The following is a 20224-nucleotide window of genomic DNA, read 5'->3' as shown; positions in this document are numbered from 1 at the left end:
TGCGCTTTGGGGATATGGGGATGGCGGAGTTCCGTTCAGGACTATCCGGTTCCTGAACGGTATTTCCCAGCGTTTACTTCAGCAGTCTTACTTTGCAGTTCTTCCCTTTGATTTTTCCCTGTTGCAACTGTTTTAGCGCCCGTTTCGCGCTGGCTTTACGAATAGCGACATAGGCATGAAGCGGGAACATATCGATTTTGCCGACTTCCGCCGCCGTTAAGCCCGCATCGCCGGTTAACGCGCCGAGAATATCACCGGGACGGATTTTGGCTTTGCGCCCGCCATCAATACACAGCGTCATCATTTCCGCCTCCAGCGCGGTCACTTCACTACGGCCAAGCTCTGCCGCTGACGTCCAGTCGATGCGCGTACCCAAATAATCTTCTATCAGATGGGCTCTGCTCATCTCCTGCGGCGTACACAGACTGACGGCAAGCCCTTCCATACCCGCGCGACCGGTTCGGCCGATGCGGTGAACGTGCACTTCGGGATCGAAAGCCAGTTCGAAATTCACCACCAACGCCAGATCTTTAATATCCAGCCCCCTAGCGGCAACATCCGTGGCGACCAGCACGCGGCAGCTATGATTGGCGAAACGCACCAAGACCTGATCGCGATCGCGCTGCTCCAAATCGCCGTGCAGCGCCAGTACGCTGATGCCTCGCGCGTCTAACTCGTCGAATACGCTTTGGCAATCCCGTTTGGTATTGCAGAACACCACGCAGGACGCCGGCTGATAGTGGTTCAATATGGAAATCAGCAATGGAAGACGCTGCTCTTTACCGGTTTCATAAAAACGCTGCTCAATGGCGGGTTCGTCATCATTATCGGAAACTTCGACGTTTAATGGCTGACGCTGCACGCGAGCGCTGATTTGCTCAATTTCAGCGGGATAGGTTGCGGAAAACAGCAGCGTCTGGCGCTGAGACGGCGTATAGCCGATCACATCGTCGATGGCTTCACTAAATCCCATATCCAGCATACGATCGGCTTCATCCAGCACCAGCACTTTCAGATCATCCAGCGATAACGATCGTCTGCGCAGGTGATCCTGGATACGCCCCGGCGTGCCAACCACAATATGCGGCGCATGAACCAACGAATCGATCTGATGCCCCATCGGCTGACCGCCGCATAAGGTAAGGATCTTGATATTTTGCGTAAAGCGGGCCAAACGGCGTAGCTCTTTACTCACCTGATCGGCCAGTTCGCGCGTCGGACACAGCACCAGCGCCTGGGTAGTAAACTCCCCGACCACAATATGATTAAGCAAACCGATACCGAACGCGGCCGTTTTCCCGCTTCCGGTTTTCGCTTTGGCGCGAACGTCGCCGCCGTTCAGGATCGCGGGCAGTGTCGCGGCCTGTACCGGCGTCATGGCGGTATAGCCCAACTCATCAAGGTTGGATAACTGCTCAGTCGGCAGCGGGAGGGAAGAAAAAGAGGTTGTACTCACAATGATTACTCTTATTACCAAAGGCAACGTAAGAAAGGCGACGCCGGTTCAGCGAACCGGCGCGTGATTTGCGGCCATGATAACAGAGATGATCGCCATTGCCCGATTTACATGGCGTTCGGCGGCTAAAATATCAAGGAGCAACCGCGTTTCCTGAAGCCGTTCCGGCCGGGATATCTGCGCCATTGCCCCATCAAGCGCCAAGGTAAACGCGCCTCACGCGTCCGGCTGACGAATGAAAGACAGTAAACGCGGCTGCGCAATACGTTGATAATCTTGCGTATTCAGGATCACCGATCGCTCAAGCGAGCCCGCATTGAACGCCAGTTCATCAAAACGGGTAAACAGCAGCGGATCGGCCACCAGTAACAACTCTGAATGGAAACTGAACGGCGGAATAGCGCCGAACACGCAATGCGTCAAATCATCCACTTCCTTCGGGCTGGCAAGCGAAGCGCGGCTCCCTCCGATGCCTTTGGCCAAACGCGATAAGTCAGCCTGTTGGTCTGCCGGCAAAACGGCCAGAACATGCTGGCGCACGCCATTACCTTTCACATGACACACCAGGGCTTTCGCCCCTTGACCAAGCTGCGTTCCCCTTAGTTGCGCCACTTCTTCGGAACGCCCTGCGCTGGGATGGGTCACAACCCGGTAGCGAGCCTGCCGTTGATCCAACAGCGCGCGCAGTTGTTGATAAATATCGTTAGATTTCATGGTGTTTCCCGTAATGCTTGATTGTTGCATCTTCGATAAACAGCGTAAGCCAAATCCGGCGTCAGCGCAGCCTTGCCCTAAGTTGATTGTTACATCGCGGCGCCTGAATGCAGTGAACGCTTTTTAATGCTATTTCTATAAATATAGTGCTGAAGACCACTTGAATTATGCCCCTCACTAAGCGTAGATTGAGCGCCGATCTCGTCATAACTGGTGTGAGCCCTGGTGATGACAACGGGGAAAACGCTTATCCGATTGCGCAGTGCGAACGGTACAACATTTTCCCTTTCATAATAAAACGCACAATCGGGATCGTTGCTGGCGTGTTTTCTTCTGGAGAATATAGCGGTGAAGTATTTTTTTATGGGCATCTCATTCTGTCTGGTCGTTTGGATGAGCGCTTTTATGTTAATGGTTGAATAACCAGTTATTATCTGACAGGGAAAATTAAGACCACGGGCAAGGATGTCAATGCACACAAGCGAAAGCTGTGCGACAAATTGCAAATTTGTCGATTTAGGCATCAGAAACGGGTTGAAAGCAGCCTCTCCCTCAGCCCGTTTTTCATTCACGCCACATCCATCCCCCTCGTCCCCTTACTCCTTACGCCTTACGCATCAGTGCGTCAACATAACCGCCACGCATCCCAACGCCAGCCACGGACCAAACGCCAGCGGTTGAGCCGTGCTTTCATGCCTGAGCATTCGCCACAATAAGGTGACGGCCAATCCGCTTAGGGCCGCCGTCAGCACCAGATTCGGCAATTCGCGCCACCCTAGCCAGCCACCCAATGCGGCCAGCAGTTTAAAATCGCCGTAACCCAGCGTATCTTTTCCGCTAAGCAGCCTGGCTCCCCAATACAGCGCCCAAAGCGACAGATAGCCCGCAACCGCGCCTAAAACAGCCTCTCTCAGCGGTACAAAGGTTTCAAACAGGTTAAACAGCAGCCCCAGCCATAGCAACGGGAGCGTCAGGCAATCCGGCAATAGCTGGGTTTTGACATCAATGGCGGCCAGCGCCAGCAAAAAAGACCATAACACCAATGTTCCCCACAGCGCGTTTCCCGGCGGCCACATGACTCCCGCCAAAAGGAATAGCAGCATCGCCAGCAGTTCAATCAGCGGATATTGCCAGGAAATCGGCCGATTGCAGCAGCGCGACCGCCCGCGCAACCATAGCCAACTCATCACCGGAACATTGTCTTTTATCATAATCCGCTGGTTGCAGTGGCGGCAGCTTGAAGGCGGCCACCACAGATTGAAGGTCGATTTCTTCTCCGGCGCCGGCATCGCCAAATACGCATGGGCTTCATCCCGCCAGCGGCGATCCAACATGATCGGCAAACGGAAAATGACCACATTCAGAAAGCTACCCGCGATAAGCCCGACTGATGCCAATAAAATCAGCCACCATCCATGCGCCCCTTCAGCAAACGCCGTCAGCCACTCCATACCCAGCCCCGGTTCTGTAAAGACCTAATCTAAACGCTATGCTCGCATAGTCGGTATCGGACACCAACCGGTTCAGGCGATGTTATCTGACAATTGCGCAGCCTCACGCAATTATCGCGCAAGAAGCCTGAAATATAAGAGAGGGGAAAAACACTATCGGGATGATGCCCCGGTCAGCAGACCGGGGCGCGGCTTAGACGGCGGAAGCCTTGCCTGCGGAAGATTTTGACGGCGGCAAAATGCCATCAGCGCGGAACATCGATTTAATGCCGCGCACGGCCTGACGGATACGATCCTGATTTTCAATCAGCGCGAAGCGCACATGCGTATCGCCATAATCGCCAAATCCGATCCCCGGCGACACACACACCTTCGCGTCAGACAGCAGGCGTTTGGCGAATTCCAGCGATCCCAAATGGGCATACGCCTCTGGAATTTTGGCCCAGACATACATTGAGGCTTTTGGCTCATCAACCATCCAGCCCGCCTCATGCAATCCGCGCACCAGCACATTACGCCGCTGGCGATACTGCTCCGCGATATCCAGCACGCACTGCTGATCGCCTTCCAGCGCCGCAATCGCCGCGACCTGAAGCGGCGTAAAGGTGCCGTAGTCGTGATAACTTTTGATACGCGCCAAAGCGCTGACCAGCTCCGGGTTCCCCACCATGAAGCCAATGCGCCAACCGGCCATATTGTAGCTTTTCGACAGCGTGAAAAACTCGACCGCGATATCCTTGGCGCCGGGCACCTGCATAATCGACGGCGCTTTCCAGCCGTCATACACAATATCGGCATAGGCCAGATCGTGAACCACCAGCACGCCGTATTGTTTCGCCAAGGCAACCACGCGTTCAAAGAAATCCAGTTCAACGCACTGCGCCGTAGGGTTGGAGGGAAAACCCAGGATCATCATTTTAGGTTTGGGAATACTTTCGCGGATCGCCCGTTCCAGTTCATTGAAAAAATCGACGCCTTCGACCAGCGGCACCGAACGAACCTGGGCTCCGGCGATCACCGCCCCGTATATGTGAATCGGATAACTTGGGTTCGGCACCAGTACGGTGTCGCCATGATCCAATGTCGCCAGCATCAAATGCGCCAGCCCCTCTTTGGAACCAATCGTCACGATCGCTTCGCTTTCCGGATCGATCTCCACCTGATAGCGATCGGCATACCAGCGCGAAATCGCCCGGCGCAGACGGGGAATCCCTCGGGATGTCGAGTAGCCGTGCGTATCTTCACGCTGAGCCACCGTGCAGAGTTTTTCCACGATATGCGGCGGCGTTGGGCCATCCGGGTTACCCATACTGAAATCGATGATGTCTTCGCCGCGATGACGGGCAGCCATTTTCAATTCAGAAGTAATATTAAATACGTAGGGGGGAAGACGATCGATGCGCGTAAAGCGGCGCGAAGAAGTAGAATCAGCCATAACATCCTCGAAATAACGTGAGCGCCCGGACCGTCCGAGCGACGCCTGGGTTCGAGTTACGAACCCGCTATTCAAGCTATCCCAGATTCGGGATCCTGTCGAGACGGCGCCTGATAAATTTTTTCCGGCGCGGAGATCGGATAACTTCGTCACATTTTGCGATATTGCCCAGCGGGCGGATGACGTGTTGCGGCGTTCGGTTCAGAACGGCCGAGGTTGATTCGTCCGGCCGTCTAGTGATGGCCGCTCAGGATGTGAACAAATTGATTCCGAGCCGGTCAGGCGCGCGTAATTAGCTGTTTTTGCATATGTTTTCACTCCACCGCCGCTGGCTCACATCTCCCTGGGAAGATGTTACAGGAGGTTAAGTCAAGGCAATAATAACGGCCTCATTATGTTAATCAATCTGATTTTTCGATGGATTTCAGGCTAAAATTTCCGTTTTTAATCTCTTTACCGGCGGGATAGGATGATTTTTATCCTACTCCACGGCGGGGAATGCGAGATGGCAGGTTCATCCCAATCCACCTATTTCGACACGCTGGCGATACCGCGTATAAACGCAATGCCGTCAACGCGCCGAAACGGGTTATCAACGGAGCTACCCGCCGGCAGCAATAAACCTTCATCCGCTGCTTGCCAGCAGCAGTTCGGCCAGCGCCTGGGTGGCGATGCCGACGCGTTCCCGGCTGGAGTAGCTCAGACACAACGGGATCTGGCGCGAAGCGCCGCTCAGCAAGGGCAACGGCAGCAGACGTCCCTCTTTCAGCTCGGCTTCAATCATGTGGCGGGGCAACCAGCCGTAGCACAAACCGCTGCTCACCGCGCCGATGGCCGCTTCCACCGTGTTTACCCGCCATTGCCGGCTGGTCATAGACGGAGCATGCAGAACGACCGGATTGCTATCGTGATGTTGAATGGACACCATCGGATAACGCGACAGCGTAGCCTGCGTCAGGCTGATACCCCGCTGATGCAGCGCGTGGCCGTGATGGGCGACGGCAATCAGCTCAACATCAAACATTTTTCTGGCGTTCTGGCTGGTTATATCCCACATGCTGACGGCCAGATCGTAAGCCAGCGTCGCCGGATCGGGCAGCGCTTGACGCACCAGTTCCCTGAGTTCGATCTGCACCGCCGGATACTGTTGCTGAAAGGTGGTCAATATCCGGAACAACAACGGACGCGGGAAGATACATTCCACCAGCAGCCTCACCTGCGCTTCATGCCCCGCCAGCAGCGAACGCCCCCGGACTTCCAGCATGATCATATCTTCGATCAGCGGCGTGGCGTCAGCCAGCAGCGTGCGTCCGGCCTCCGTCAGCCGCGCCTTACGCCCGTCAATCCGCAACAACGCCACTCCCAGCCGCTCTTGCAGACGGTTAACCGCATAACTAACCGAAGATTGGCTGCGGTTGAGTTGTTCGGCCGCTTTGGCAAAACTGCCGGATTCAACTACGGTGCGCAGTACCGACCATTGTTCAAGCGTTGTTTGTGGCATTGGCATTATCGGTTCCCCTTTTTATCACCACGATTAACCCGCAGGTTCATGTATCCCGTTATCGCCATTTTATTTCGAGCTCAGGAGCAAATCATGCAACGCTCGCCACAAGTTCAACATTGGCCGGAAAAAATATGCGCCCGCAACGTTCTGGATTTCCATGACAACGTTTTATTGCCGCACTCTCCATAAAAAGGCTGAATGAACGGCGGCGTAATCATCTAACCTATTGAGAGGAATAATATGTCGTAAAAACGTTTCTATAAACACAGATATTACTTTTAAAAACGCACTGATATTTGGCGCATTTAATTAGCTAGGCATGTTTTTATCTAAAATTTATTGCGCCTACAATAATTTTTTACCGCAATAAACAACAACAACGACAATGTGATAATTATCACAAGGAATAAATAGGATTCAGCTAATTTTTTATTGCAGCATAACTATTTCATCCTATCTAAACTATTTTTATCAACACGTTATGTTAATGGCTGGCATCAGGGGATATTTTCAATAGCGACGATTTGTTGCATAGACATCCTAAATAATTCGATTTGCAGGACAAAACATCGTTGTTTCAAACAGCGCAAAGCATTGGCCCTTTACGAACGAATCCCATGGACGACGGATAATAATGCCGGCACATATACAGTTTGACGTATGGCGGATATAGCGGCCGCATTAATAAATTCAGTAATCATCATCGTTCACTCATCAATTCTTAAAAAATTAACACGCTGATATTACTGAATATTGCCAGCAGGCAGTGCTGGAAAAACGGAAAACACAAAACTTCATTGTGTTTGAACGATTAATGAATAAGACAAATCTAACGTCTTACAATAGAAGGATTAAACCTATGAACGCTAAGTATCGCGCAGTGCAAGCGACAGGCAACGGCGTGCTTGAACTTATCGAACGCCCTCTGCCGGCCCCTGGCGCCGGCGAGGTATTGCTCGCCGTCGAAGCCTGTGGGATCTGTCACACCGATGCATTTACGGTGGAATATGGTTTTGCCGGATTAACCTATCCCAGAGTTCCGGGTCATGAGGTCATTGGCCGAATTACGCAATGCGGCGAAGGCATCGACTCGCGCTGGCGCATCGGTCAGCGCGTCGGCGTAGGATACCTCGCAGGACGCTGCGGCCAATGCGAATCCTGCCGTCGCGGCGACTTTATCAACTGCGCCGATCAGCAGGTAACCGGCGTCCATCGCGACGGCGGATACGCCGAGGCCATGGTCGCCAACCAGCATGGTCTTATCGCCATTCCCGACGATCTGGATTCGATCAGCGCGGCCCCGCTGCTATGTGCGGGCATTACCACCTTCAACGCGCTGCGTAAGTCGGGGGTGAAAGCGGGTCAGACCGCAGTCATTCAAGGGATCGGGGGGCTGGGTCATCTCGGTATCCAATATGCGCGGAGCATGGGCTTACGCACCATCGCCATTGCCCGCGGCATCGAAAAGCAGAAGCTGGCCCTCGAACTTGGCGCGCATCACTATATCGATAGCCAGTCAGGGGATCCCGCAGAGGCGCTCGTCGCTTTAGGGGGCGCGGAAGTGATCGTCGCGACGGCATCGAATCCGGCCACGTTCGGGCCGCTGCTGCGCGGCCTCAATCCTCATGGACGCCTGGTTATCGTTGGCGTAGGAAACGAACCGATTAGCATCAATGTGGGCGATCTGTTATCCGGCGAACGTTCGGTTAAAGGCGTGGTTACCGGCTCGCCGAGCGAATCCGAAACCATGCTCAACTTCAGTCTGCTGCAAAATATCCGCGCCAAAATCGAGACAATCCCCCTGGAGCTGGCGGCGGAAGGATATGCGAAGATGATGCGCAACGAAGCCCGTTTCCGCATCGTCATGACGATCGGGGAACCGGCCGGTTAAGGCGTCAAGCGGACAAGGCTCTCCCTTTTATTATTGTAAATACCCCTGAATATTGACTAAGAGGCAATCATCATGGCAAATCAAACATCACCTGCGGCGCTAATCGTGAATAACCGCCCGGCGTCGCATGAGGATTTTACTCAGTTACTGGCGTTGCTCAAAAAACGTCATATCAGTTCCCCTCCTTCCGCCGAGGAGAGGCGCAATCGCCTGCTGCGCGCGATCCGCCTGTTAAAACAGAACAAAGAGGCTTTCGCCGCGGCTTACAGCAAGGACTTCGGCTTCAGAAGCCCGATTAATACCCTGATTTCCGATATACTGGGTTCGGTCGCCGCGTTGCAGTACGCTTATGACCATCTACCCGCCTGGATGGAAAGCGAAGCGCGCGACTCGCCGTTTCCGGATACCCAGGCATTTATCGACTATCGCCCGCTCGGCGTCATCGGCATCATCAGTCCGTGGAATTTTCCTCTGGTGCTCACCTTTGGGCCGCTGGCGGACGTTATCGCCGCGGGTAATATCGCCGTGATCAAACCCTCCAGCTCAACGCCGAACGGCTCCGCTTTGCTCTGCAAGCTTATTGGCGAACACTTTTCCCCAGAAGAGATTTCGACGGTGCAGGGCCACAACGCCGGGACATTTTTCGCCGCGCAACCCTTCGATCATTTGGTGTTTACCGGCAGCACGGCGACCGGTAAACAGATTATGTCCGCCGCGGCGGAAAATCTCACCCCGGTTACGCTGGAGCTTGGCGGCAAATCACCGGTCATCATTTCCGAAAGCAGCGATTTACGTCAAGCCGTCGAACGTATTCTGACGGTGAAAACGTTTAATGCCGGCCAGATCTGCATTTCCCCGGATTACGTCTTGGTGCCCCGGCGTAAAATTGGGGAATTCGTCGCACACGCACAGGCATTCATCGCGTCATCCTATCCGACGCTCAGGGATAACCCGGATTACACCGCCATTATCAACGCGAAGGCATTCAGGCGGTTACACGGGCTTGTCAAAGAGGCCGCCAGTCTGGGCGCTGAGGTCTTCGAGCTTAACCCGGCCAATGAAAATCTGGACAGTGAAGCGCTGCATAAAATGGCGCCCACGCTGCTGGTGAATGTTCCCGATTCGGCGCTTGTGATGCGGGAAGAGATCTTCGGCCCGGTGCTGCCGGTACAGGGCTATGCCACCTATGCCGAATGCATCGATACCATCAATCGTATGCCGCGGCCTCTGGCCGCTTATTACTTCGGTCACGAACAGGCTGAAATCGACCAGTTACGTGAGCATACTCTCTCCGGATCGCTGGTGATAAACGACGTTATGTCTCATGTTCTGCTCCATGATATCCCCTTCGGCGGCGTCGGGGCATCGGGAATAGGCGCCTACCACGGCATAGAAGGTTTCAAACGTTTTAGCCACGCGCGCCCGGTATTCATCCAGAGCGCGCAAGGCCATTCCAATCTCCCCATGCGCGCGCCATACGGCGATGAGGTCAGAGCGTTTGTGGATCAGCAACTCGATAGTATGGGTAATCCGGCGAAAGCGTGACGGACTTGCCGCTGCGCGCATACCGTTCGGCCAACGTTAACCCGTTGGCCGTCCCGGGAAAATGGCGCTATTCTCACCTACTACACTTTCTCTTATTTAGCGGAAGCATTCTAATCACGCGACGGCCTTCCAACTGTCATATTAACTACGCTTCTGGCAAGCAGTAAAAACATTAGTATCATCGATATTGATAATATAAACCCCATTTCTGATTAACAAATAAAAAACAAAAAATAGAAATGCATTATTTTGGGGCACCATAATAAGTCAACTCACCAAATTAGAGCATAAGAAACAATAATACAAAAAAGATAAAAACCAACAAAATCAAACAAATAAAATATTTTCATTCAAACATCATCGTTCGCTTTTTATAAAAAACCGCAACATTTGAAAATAAAAGCCAATGACAATATTTAATTCCACAAAAATCGCATATATATGAATTTAACTTCAATAAATCGGCAAAAACTTAGACGTTATCACTTAACAATCGTTGTTATTGACAATTATATTGCTATAGTTATTATCGATTAGCAGATTATGTTTATGCCGATGAGTTTTACCCACTCACTTTATTAATGACTTACGCTCTAGTACTTATGAGGATGAATAATGGATATCAAAAAACCTTATTTATTATTCCTTGGCGATGCACACGATCAGTTAGCGGCAAAAGTTGCTATCGGAATTAAACAGTGGCACCCGGAATATTGTGTTGGTCAATATCGTATGGACGGCTGCCATGCCGACTGCGATTTACCGGATATGGACATCAGCGCCGCCCGCGCGGCAGGTGCGAAAACGTTAGTCATCGGGGTCGCCAACCGCGGCGGGATCATTTCAGAACAATGGATCGCCGTATTGCGTGAAGCGCTGGAAAGCGGCATGGATCTGGCCGCCGGTCTGCATAATCGCCTGGCCGATGTGCCGGAACTCAGCGAACTGGCCGCCAAACTTGGCCGCTCGCTCTTCGACGTTCGCCATCCGTCGCAAACGTACCCGGTGGCCAACGGACGCAAACGCGCAGGTAAACGCTTGCTGCCGGTCGGCACCGATTGTTCCTGCGGTAAGATGTATACCGCGCTGGCGATCGAAAAAGAAATTTTATCGCGGGGCGGCAAAGCGACCTTCCGGGCCACCGGCCAAACCGGGATCCTGATTAGCGGCGCGGGCGTAAGTATTGATGCCGTGGTATCCGACTTTACCGCCGGCGCGGTTGAAACCATCGCTCCCGCAAATGATGAAGATCACTGGGATGTTATCGAAGGACAGGGATCGCTGTTCCACCCGTCTTTTGCCGGCGTGACCACCGGAATTATTCATGGCGCGCAACCGGATGCGCTGGTGCTATGCCATGAACCGACCCGTAAAACCATGCGCGGCGTTGACTACCCTATTCCCGATATCGCCGATTGCATGGCTTTAAACTTATCGGTCGCACATTTAACCAATCCTAAAGCTCGTTTTGTCGGGATCTCCGTTAACACGGCGGCACTCAACGAAAAAGACGCATTACAACTGATGGCTGAACTTGAGAAAAAATTCGGCCTGCCGGTGGTCGATCCGTTCCGCCAGGGCGTAGGGCGTATTGTCGACCAATTGGCCAGCCTATGACCGAGCTCGAACTATTCCATGAAAGTTGGCCGCTGCAGGGTACATTTACCATTTCGCGCGGCAGTAAAAGTCAGGCCGACGTAGTGGTTGTCGCTCTCCGATCCGGCGACGCAACCGGCTATGGGGAATGCGTTCCTTATGCGCGTTACGGCGAATCCATCGAAAGCGTGATGGCGCAAATCTCCGCACTGAGCGACGACATCCGTCATGGTCTGGATCGTGAACATCTGCAAACCCGACTGCCAGCCGGCGCGGCGCGTAACGCCGTTGACTGCGCCTTTTGGGATCTGGAATGCAAACAGCATAACCAGCGGATTTGGCAGCGTTTGAATCTACCGGCGCCGAATGTATTGGAAACAGCGTATACCTTGTCGCTGGATACGCCGGCGCGGATGCAACAGGCCGCGCAGCAACACGCCAAGCGACCGTTGCTCAAGCTGAAACTGGCGGACAAAGACGATTTGGCCAGAGTGGCGGCGGTGCGCAAAGGCGCGCCATCCGCACGCCTGATCGTAGACGCCAATGAAGGATGGGATGCCGAACTGTACCTAAAACTGGTGCCGGAACTGGCTGCGTTAGGCGTCGCGATGATTGAACAGCCGCTTCCCGCCGGAAAAGATAGCGTATTGGCCGAACTGCCGCATCCGATCCCGATATGCGCCGATGAATCCTGTCATGACAGTCATTCGCTTGAAGCCATCACCGGATGCTATGACATGATCAACATCAAGCTGGACAAAACCGGCGGCCTGACCGAAGCTCTTCGCCTGCGAACCAGCGCGTTGGAACGGGGGATGCAGATCATGGTCGGCTGCATGGTGAGCACCTCGCTGTCAATGGCGCCGGCCTTTATCGTGGCTCAGGGCGCACAGGTTGTCGATCTGGATGGCCCTCTGTTATTACAGCGTGACCGTACCAACGGGCTGCGTTATGACGGCAGCCAAATACACGCGTCAGAAGCGGCTCTGTGGGGCTAAAATGCGTTAAGCTGCATTAAACGACTATTGAGGAGTGTTGTAATGCAACGTCTTGTTTATGTTGATGGGCAATATGTGCAGGAAAGCGAGGCAAAAATTTCGGTGTTTGACCGCGGTTTTCTCTTCGCTGATGCCGTATATGAAGTGACTGCGGTAGTGAATGGCAAATTGGCCGAGTTTGACGGCCATATGACGCGTCTGCAACGCTCTTGCCATGAATTGTCGCTCACGTTGCCCGTAACTCCGGCCGAACTCAAGGATATCCACGATGCCTTGATTGAAAAAAATGGCATGAAAGAAGGCGCGATTTATCTGCAGTTAAGCCGTGGCAATGCCGGCGATCGTGACTTCCATTTTCCTTCGGCCGAAGTGAAACCCACCCTGGTGCTGTTTACTCAGGCTCGCGCCGTCCTGGATAATCCTAAAGCGGACAGCGGCCTGAACGTCGTAACCTGCCCGGACATCCGCTGGCATCGCCGAGATATTAAAACGGTCAGCCTGCTGGCGGCCTGCCTGGCGAAAGAGTACGCCCATACCCAGCATGCCGACGATGCCTTTATGGTAGAAAACGGATTTGTTACCGAAGGCAGTTCCTGTAACTGCTATATCGTCCTGCACGATAAAACCGTGGTGACGCGCCCGTTAAGTAACGATATCCTGCACGGTATCACCCGTCAGTCGCTATTGAAGCTGGCGGCTAGCGATGATATCAAACTGGAAGAACGTCTCTTCACCCCGGAAGAAGCCTATCATGCCAGTGAAATTTTCATCAGTTCGGCAACCACCTTCGTTTTGCCCGTGGTCACGCTCGACGGCAGAATCATCGGCGATGGGAAACCCGGCCCGGTAGCCCGCCGGCTGAGAGAAATTTATATTGAAATGGTGAAGCAACAGGTCAAATAAGATATGGACCGCTTCGGTTAAGAAGGCCTCTGCCGCCATACAGAGGCCTTCTTGCTTTATATGCTCGTCGTGCTTCAAATCGGCTTTCCTCACGCCGCCCTTCCCCGGACCTCGCCCCTCTGCGGCCGCTGCTGCCAATGGCGTTTGAATCTGGTTCCGGCAGATTTGCCACTCACCCCGGCTACGTGATTTCAGCCAGGTCCAGGGAATGAATGAGAGACATCCTGTCTCCTCGCCGCAGGTCAACCATAACATGCCGCAGCCATCCGGGATGGCACCCGACGGTCATAAGCCTCTCGCGTTATTTTTCTTCAACCTCAATATCCTCCGGCAAGCCGGCTACCGGATTTTCCAGCACCATCCTCTGCGGCACCGCCAATGGAATATTAGATGCTCTTAATCGTCTGATGATATCGAACAGCAGATCGCTTTTCGCTCCGGCAACCAGACGCGGACTGTTGACATAGCCCGTCACGCTCAGCACCATCCCGGTCGGCGTTAACTGACTGAACGTGACGGACGGCGCAGGCGCGTCGAGGATTGACTCATGCTCGGTATAGGCATCCATCAGGATGGTTCTGACCTCCTCAGGATCGATATCCAGCGGAAACGTCAATGCGAGCGTAGCCACCCCAAGCGCATTCCCCATGGTAATATTGCGTACATTCTGTGAGATAAACTGCGAGTTAGGCACGATGACCGTTGAACGGTCACTCAACTGAATTTCCGTGGCTCGAACGTTAATCCGCCGGATGTCCCCTTCGACACCGCTGATATTCACCAGATCGCCGACCTTAACCGGGCGTTCGGTCAGCAAAATCAAACCGGAAATAAAGTTTTTTACGATCTCCTGTAAGCCGAAACCGATACCTACCGACAGCGCGCTGACAATCCATGCCAGCTTATTCCACTGAATACCGAGCGTCGCCAGCGTCAGCAGAATAATCAGGATATAGCCAATATTGGTAAATAACGTCACCAGTGACGCCCGAATACCGCGATCCAGCGTCGTTTTGGGAAGAAACTCCTCTTCCAGCCAGCGCTTTGAAGAACGCAGCACATATATTCCGATAAGCAGAAAAAGCACCGCATTCACCAAATGGGCCGGCACAATGCTCACGGTTTCCAGCCCCTTGCCGCCCCACAACTCAACGGCCTTCTGCACCAGCTCCAGCGGCGTTGTGGTGCCAAAGGTGCCATTCAGCAAAGCGACCGCGGCCATCAAAATCAACAACACTTTCCCGCTGGCGGAAAGCAACGCCGTCGCCTGCGCCAGATGTCGATCGTCGAGATTGAGGGAGTTTTTAATTCTCCGTCCGCTGGCGCTGTTGGGAGAAAAAACGCTTTCGCAAATATCGGTGATAAATGTCGAAAATAGATAGAGGCACGAAAAAACCATGCCAATCCACACCAGCTCATAGGTCAGGAAACGAGCCAGCGAGATATAACCGATCACCAATGAAACCAGAACAGAGAACGACGTCACTAACACCGCCAGATGGACCATGCCGGCCAACGTTGAGCGGGCTTCTGGTTGCGCCCCCTCAATCACCATCTGGCGGCGAACCTGATCGCTTTTCAGCGCAATGACGCCTACCGTCAGCGCCAGACACAATGCGGATAACCCGTTCACCATAATGGTGGCCGATACAGACGTTCCCACGGTGGCCGTCACTTGTTCAATGACGCCGAACAGCAAAATAAGCAGCGCAGTAATCACCGGGAAACGATCCATGGCCTTAGCAACCGGGTTAGAGATTGCCGGAAGCCGCCAGGAAGGACGCTGGTTCGAAAGAAATGCGCGCCCCAGCCCGGCAATCATCGAACAAAAAACAGCCAGCTTCGTCAGCGTATCCAGAAATGTTTCCACCCGCTCGACCGCTTCACCATGACGCGTAAAGGTGAAATACAATAAATTCGCGGCGATACCGATAGTCAGTACGGTGGACATGGCGCTTGCCGTCGCCAGAAAACTTCGTCTCAGACGCCCTTCCGGCAGCAGATGGATCCCGGCCCAGGCCAGGTATTTCTCCATATAACGGCGACCGGCGGTGACCAAGGCGATGGCAATCAGCAGAAAGAAAATGGAACCATACCGCCACTCAGGCTGCCAGGAAGCCATAAATGCATCGCTTAGCTGAGTCTGAAATACGCTAAGTTTGCGCAAATCTTCAGCCTGAGGCGTCACAATCGGCGACCAAAAGCGCGAGCCCAAAACACTGCCGGAATTTAACGCCAGCTGCGTTTTCAACGCATTACGCCGCAGCGTAATAATCTGCGCGGAAAGGTTGGCCGCGCCGGTACGCAGAGCCTGAATCTGTTCAATCTGCGCATCCATCTTCGCCTTCTGGGCATTCAGGCTATTGCGCTTTCGCGTCACCTCATTCGTTTCATTAATGGTGGAGCCAGGTTCAGGCGCCGGCCCTAAAACATCCAGTTGAGCCTGTAGCTGCGTGCGCAGCGGAGCGACGGCCGCGGATAGATCGTCCGCACTGCTGACCAACTGCTGCGTCGTATCATTCAACGCCCCAAATTTACTGTCGCTATTGGTGCCCGACACCTGCTGCTTAATACTGTCCAGCTGTTTTTGCAGACTCACCAGTTCAGCATCAATATTTATTTTTACTGGCGCTTCAGCCTGTGCTGGCTGAGGATCTGAATCCGCCGCAGCCGCATATCCGGCAGGCATTACAAATATCGCCAACAAGAAAATACGCAATAGTGCAGATAGCAAGGTACGCATAGATTGAAAAATTCCCAAGTTCGACAGAAACAGTTGATTTCAAAACAGCAACGACGCGCCAGACTGGTTAAATTATACCAGCGATGAGTATATCAATGGCAGATCCTAACGAACATGCCAGCCTACACCCTACAAAGAATTACTGAATAAGGGCAGCAGACAAGGATGAAATATTCATCCTCATTACCATTTGACGTGAATGGCGCCCGCAATCGTGAAAAGTACAAAAAACAGGCAACAGGCGAGAGGTATCCATCCTGGTTGTACAGGGATTCACCGTATGGCGTAAAACAGACGCCAATCCGTTGACTCACCGAGACGTGTGGGTATAATCCAGCCCACTGTTGTTACAACGAACAGCTAGATCCGTTCGCAATGCGCCCTTAGCTCAGCTGGATAGAGCAACGGCCTTCTAAGCCGTAGGTCACAGGTTCGAATCCTGTAGGGCGTACCATTTCAAAGTAAACAGACGTCAGTTATCCTCTTTTTTACGCCTAAAATTCAGTAAATTAGCATTAGTTCGGCTATTTCCACTCTACTGAACTCTATTAACATCAATGTACATCAAGTAATCTTTGTTGGTACATCTGACGGTGCAAGCCCGTTCAATGAATTCTTATACCAACAACCAGCAACCGAGAGCAGCATATGGCGCTTATAGTAGCGATGTCGGTTGTAGTAAAGTCCCGTTTCCGCGTCATCAATTCGTCGCTCTGCGGCAAAGATAGTTATCGCTTATCATTTCAACCATATCATTCACCAGTACATTGATATTCATTGCGTGTTATTTTTCAATAAATATAAAACAGGCAATAACGGATGAGTGTTTATGCACAACTCAATCGGCATTCCCCTCCCTTGACACTTGGTATCCACAGAATCAGCCCGCCATTTCAACACCAGGCGGGGTTGTTCAAGGTGTTTGTCCTGATAATAGCGCGACTCAATGCATTTCTTTTCGGTCTTGCTGGCCGGCCACCCCGAATCCGGGGCCGGTCGCTTCCCCTGCCGACATTAAATTAGCCATCTTGGCGCTATTCGCGGACGATACAAATTAACCGCGCATTTAAAATGACTGACTCAGTGACATCATCCGCCTCGATTAACATTATTCACAGTACAAAAAGCCATTTGCCAACGTTGTAGCACTATGCGTTAATTGGCGAAAAGACCAATAGCAGATGGAATCATAATGGAATCACCTAATTGGGAAGCATTTTCTGATTTCTTTGCCGCTCAGGACGATGAGCCGGCTAGTGAAAGACGCGAGGCATTTTTAAAACAGCATGGCGAGTGGCAGCAGGTTGAATCCGCACTGGAAGATTATCAGTCGACATTCATCAACATCTATGGCGTTCATCTTGACTGGAAAGAGGGAATTTTCAGTTTGTTGGAAGCGCTATCAGATATTTTAGGTGAGGAGATTTTCCCCATCGAATTCGATTACGACAGCGAGATTGAATCAGCAACGATAAACATAGCTGGAAAGCAGCACGTGTTTCATCACTATCAGATTGAAACGGAAGGTTTTGAGGCCGAACTGGCGCGAATTGAAAACATATTAGCGCAAAGCGGGTATGCGTTGAGGGTGTACTGCGAGGGCGAACCCAGCGATATGATGTCGTTGCTGCTCATGCCCTCGACAGCGTGGAAGCGCGTAGAACAGTGTTATCGGCCAGAGCATATTTCAGCCTACTTCATACCGTATCGATACCAGTTCGTTGCCGAAGACGCTGTCGCTCCGACAGTCAAGGGGACGTCGTTCAATAAGCAAAAGGCATCCGATGACTCGGAGTTTGCTTACCTGTTTGTCTGGCTGCAACGCATTTTTCTTTGGTGTGTGCTTCCTGTTCTAGCCGTATTCATAATAAGCGGCTTGTGGAATCGCCTGACGAGAACCGAGCCTTTACCGCCTCCCCAACCCAAGGGCTGCGAAAAAATAGAAAAAATGCACTCGAATTTACAACCCGAAGTAGATGAAGAGCTAAAAGCTCGCATGCGTGAAAGTTTAGGATGTAAATAATCAGGGACAGAGTAAACAAGCGAATAGCGTTGCTGAGTTTCAAATATGGGTTACTCAACAACGCATTTATCGATACTGACGCTATGACAGAATATCCGGCAGAAATAGGGGATTAATTGGCGGCAACGCAGTACGAATAAGTTTCTTGCCGTCTCTCTTGACTGGAACCGCTCGGAATATGTTTGGCTACTGGCAGGTTCAACAACGGTAATCGCCGTAAAAGCCGCGGAGGTTAATACATTAAAACGTATCTAAGAGCGTGGTCCCGTAAGAGTTATCGATAGTGCAAAGCCATTCGCCATTAGCCTCTTGACGAAATTCGTATGTGGCCCGGCGTGTTATTTGAGATAGGGTTCCATCAGAGGCGGGAATATCTAACAAGGTTTCCATGATAATCAACGCGTTTCCTGCGCCTTCGATAATTTTCATTTCACCTTGGGTGACGACTAATTTATGTTGGAAATGTTCAGCAATTGCGATAAACGCTTTAAGTATATTTTCTTTACCCTTTACAACAAGATCGGGTCTTACAACCATCGCGGCGTCTTCAGCATAAAAATTCATTAGGGATTGAAAATCTTCAGTTGAGATGGCTTTATCTCAAGCCTCTATCACTTTCTTTATCTGTTGATTATTCATTTATCCCCCGGTCATAATCCACGATAGTGCATTGTCGTTTATTTAACGCAGGAGCCGGGCTATGGCAAACGTTGTAAATAGGACTCATTCAGGATCACTATGAATCCGAATGGAATTGTAGATGAATTAATGGATAAGGGCGTCCCTGGCCATCAGTTGCAGAGCGGCCAATACGCTCAAAGCCAATGCGTTCATAAAATCCTACGGCTTGTGTATTCTGTTCATTTACATCAGTGGTCAACTGCGGATATCGTGAAAGCCCGGCATATAGCAGAGCCTTGCCCACGCCTCGTCCATGATATTCAGGGTCAATAAAAAGCGCTTCCAGATGTCCGTCATGTAAATACATGAAACCAATTGCACGACCGGTTGATTCACACCCGAGCGTAAGCTCTACTGTTGGAAAGAATGAAGCAAGTTCCTTTTCTATAGCCGAGCGATCTTTTATGGTTAAAAAATGATGCGTAGCATCAACAGCTTTACGCCATATTTCCATAATACGCGGGGTGTCTTGCTTTGTAGATGGGCGAATTTTAAACATATATAATCTCGGTATATATAACCGTCAACAATGTTATTTGCTAACGGTTTCCGGGGTCTTTATGTGTTATTTCCGCATCAGATCTTAAAATCATCCAGGGTTTTACCACTTTCAAGGGCGGCAGTTATAGCCTTAGGCGTCCGGCCCTGACCTGTCCACGTTTTTTCATCGCCATTTTCATCAATATATTTATATTTGGCAGGACGAGGTTCACGTTTGGCTTTTGCTGATTTGCTGGTAGACACAGAACCGAGGAGTTCAGCCGGATCAATGCCGTCTTCCAGGAGTTTGGCACGCAAGGCATCAATTTTAGCCTGGCGTTCAGCCTGCTCTTTCTGGATTGATGCTTCTTCTTCACGGCGGTCTTCAACAATGGCAGTAAGCTTCTCCAGCATTTCTTCCAGTGTTTCCAGATCGATTTCACGCGCCTGAGCACGCAGCGTACGAATGTTATTTAATACTTTTAGAGCTTCACTCATTGGTTTCTATCCTGATGGTTAAAGAAGACATATATAGCATACAAGATATTCAATAATAAAACGAGTTAGTGATATTAAATTTATGATAAAAGAATATACCTAACCTCATCAGAAATCATTTTCAAATGCTCGCTGGCATGTTTATGGATAGTCCCTTTGTATTAGGCTAATAAAATTTCTCATTTGTTAATCGTCATAATAGATAAGGAAGACGACATCTATCTTATTGAAGAAAAGAAAGCGTAAAGCTGAACCTCTCGGAATGGCTGCGCAACCTGAATGAATCGAGCCGGTGCGCCTGGCGCG

General features: G+C 51.6%; 16 protein-coding genes and 1 tRNA gene. 7 read left to right on the top strand and 10 right to left on the bottom strand.

Annotation, left to right across the window (positions count from 1 at the left end; translation table 11 throughout):
* Positions 1-73 precede the first annotated feature (73 nt).
* The 6 genes from dbpA to HC231_RS06830 form a co-directional block, all read right to left on the bottom strand.
* On the bottom strand, positions 74-1456 hold the full coding sequence (gene dbpA / locus HC231_RS06855) for an ATP-dependent RNA helicase DbpA (RefSeq protein WP_208230313.1): 1383 nt from the start codon (positions 1454-1456) through the stop codon (positions 74-76).
* A gap of 216 nt (positions 1457-1672) precedes the next feature.
* On the bottom strand, positions 1673-2170 hold the full coding sequence (locus HC231_RS06850; RefSeq protein ID WP_208230312.1) for a YbaK/prolyl-tRNA synthetase associated domain-containing protein: 498 nt from the start codon (positions 2168-2170) through the stop codon (positions 1673-1675).
* 89 nt (positions 2171-2259) lie between these two features.
* Positions 2260-2742, bottom strand: a complete 483-nt coding sequence (locus HC231_RS23860; protein ID WP_246494712.1) for a hypothetical protein — start codon at positions 2740-2742, stop codon at positions 2260-2262.
* 45 nt (positions 2743-2787) lie between these two features.
* On the bottom strand, positions 2788-3621 hold the full coding sequence (locus tag HC231_RS06840; RefSeq protein ID WP_208230310.1) for a prepilin peptidase: 834 nt from the start codon (positions 3619-3621) through the stop codon (positions 2788-2790).
* Between the two features lie 193 nt (positions 3622-3814).
* Positions 3815-5056, bottom strand: a complete 1242-nt coding sequence (gene alaC / locus HC231_RS06835) for an alanine transaminase (protein WP_208230309.1) — start codon at positions 5054-5056, stop codon at positions 3815-3817.
* Between the two features lie 625 nt (positions 5057-5681).
* The gene (locus HC231_RS06830; RefSeq protein ID WP_208230308.1) at positions 5682-6563 is read right to left on the bottom strand and encodes a LysR family transcriptional regulator; all 882 of its coding nucleotides are present in this window, start codon (positions 6561-6563) and stop codon (positions 5682-5684) included.
* A gap of 856 nt (positions 6564-7419) precedes the next feature.
* Here HC231_RS06830 and HC231_RS06825 point away from each other — a divergent pair.
* The 5 genes from HC231_RS06825 to HC231_RS06805 all read left to right on the top strand — a co-directional run bounded on the left by HC231_RS06825 (position 7420) and on the right by HC231_RS06805 (position 13493).
* Entirely contained in the window at positions 7420-8451 is a 1032-nt protein-coding gene (locus tag HC231_RS06825; protein WP_208230307.1) for a zinc-binding dehydrogenase, read from the top strand.
* A gap of 72 nt (positions 8452-8523) precedes the next feature.
* On the top strand, positions 8524-9996 hold the full coding sequence (locus HC231_RS06820) for a coniferyl aldehyde dehydrogenase (protein WP_208230306.1): 1473 nt from the start codon (positions 8524-8526) through the stop codon (positions 9994-9996).
* A gap of 615 nt (positions 9997-10611) precedes the next feature.
* The gene (dgcN, locus tag HC231_RS06815; RefSeq protein ID WP_208230305.1) at positions 10612-11613 is read left to right on the top strand and encodes an N-acetyltransferase DgcN; all 1002 of its coding nucleotides are present in this window, start codon (positions 10612-10614) and stop codon (positions 11611-11613) included.
* Positions 11610-12590, top strand: a complete 981-nt coding sequence (gene dgcA / locus HC231_RS06810; protein WP_208230304.1) for an N-acetyl-D-Glu racemase DgcA — start codon at positions 11610-11612, stop codon at positions 12588-12590. Before dgcN ends, dgcA begins: the two co-directional genes overlap by 4 nt.
* A gap of 42 nt (positions 12591-12632) precedes the next feature.
* Complete coding sequence (locus HC231_RS06805; protein ID WP_208230303.1) at positions 12633-13493, top strand: D-amino-acid transaminase; 861 nt, start codon at positions 12633-12635, stop codon at positions 13491-13493.
* Positions 13494-13794: 301 nt separating this feature from the next.
* Here HC231_RS06805 and HC231_RS06800 read toward each other — a convergent pair whose 3' ends face one another.
* On the bottom strand, positions 13795-16236 hold the full coding sequence (locus HC231_RS06800) for a DUF3772 domain-containing protein (RefSeq protein ID WP_208230302.1): 2442 nt from the start codon (positions 16234-16236) through the stop codon (positions 13795-13797).
* A gap of 377 nt (positions 16237-16613) precedes the next feature.
* On the opposite strand from HC231_RS06800, the gene HC231_RS06795 reads away from it, so the two are divergent.
* A tRNA-Arg gene (locus tag HC231_RS06795) sits at positions 16614-16690 on the top strand.
* A 738-nt stretch (positions 16691-17428) separates the two neighbouring features.
* Positions 17429-18259 carry a hypothetical protein gene (locus HC231_RS06790; protein WP_208230301.1) on the top strand — a complete coding sequence of 277 codons (831 nt, stop codon included), beginning with the start codon at positions 17429-17431 and terminating at the stop codon, positions 18257-18259.
* Between the two features lie 240 nt (positions 18260-18499).
* Here the strand turns inward: HC231_RS06790 and HC231_RS06785 are convergent, their stop codons facing one another.
* From HC231_RS06785 to HC231_RS06775, 3 genes are all read right to left on the bottom strand, one after another.
* Positions 18500-18850, bottom strand: coding sequence for a YybH family protein (locus HC231_RS06785; RefSeq protein WP_246494798.1), 351 nt, complete (start codon positions 18848-18850; stop codon positions 18500-18502).
* Between the two features lie 145 nt (positions 18851-18995).
* Positions 18996-19439, bottom strand: coding sequence for an acetyltransferase (locus HC231_RS06780; protein WP_208230300.1), 444 nt, complete (start codon positions 19437-19439; stop codon positions 18996-18998).
* 77 nt (positions 19440-19516) lie between these two features.
* The gene (locus HC231_RS06775; protein WP_208230299.1) at positions 19517-19918 is read right to left on the bottom strand and encodes an H-NS family histone-like protein; all 402 of its coding nucleotides are present in this window, start codon (positions 19916-19918) and stop codon (positions 19517-19519) included.
* Between the last annotated feature and the right edge of the window lie 306 nt (positions 19919-20224).

It is taken from the genome of Brenneria izadpanahii (assembly GCF_017569925.1).
GTDB classification, from domain to species: domain Bacteria; phylum Pseudomonadota; class Gammaproteobacteria; order Enterobacterales; family Enterobacteriaceae; genus Brenneria; species Brenneria izadpanahii.
This window is presented reverse-complemented; position numbering and strand designations above follow the sequence as displayed.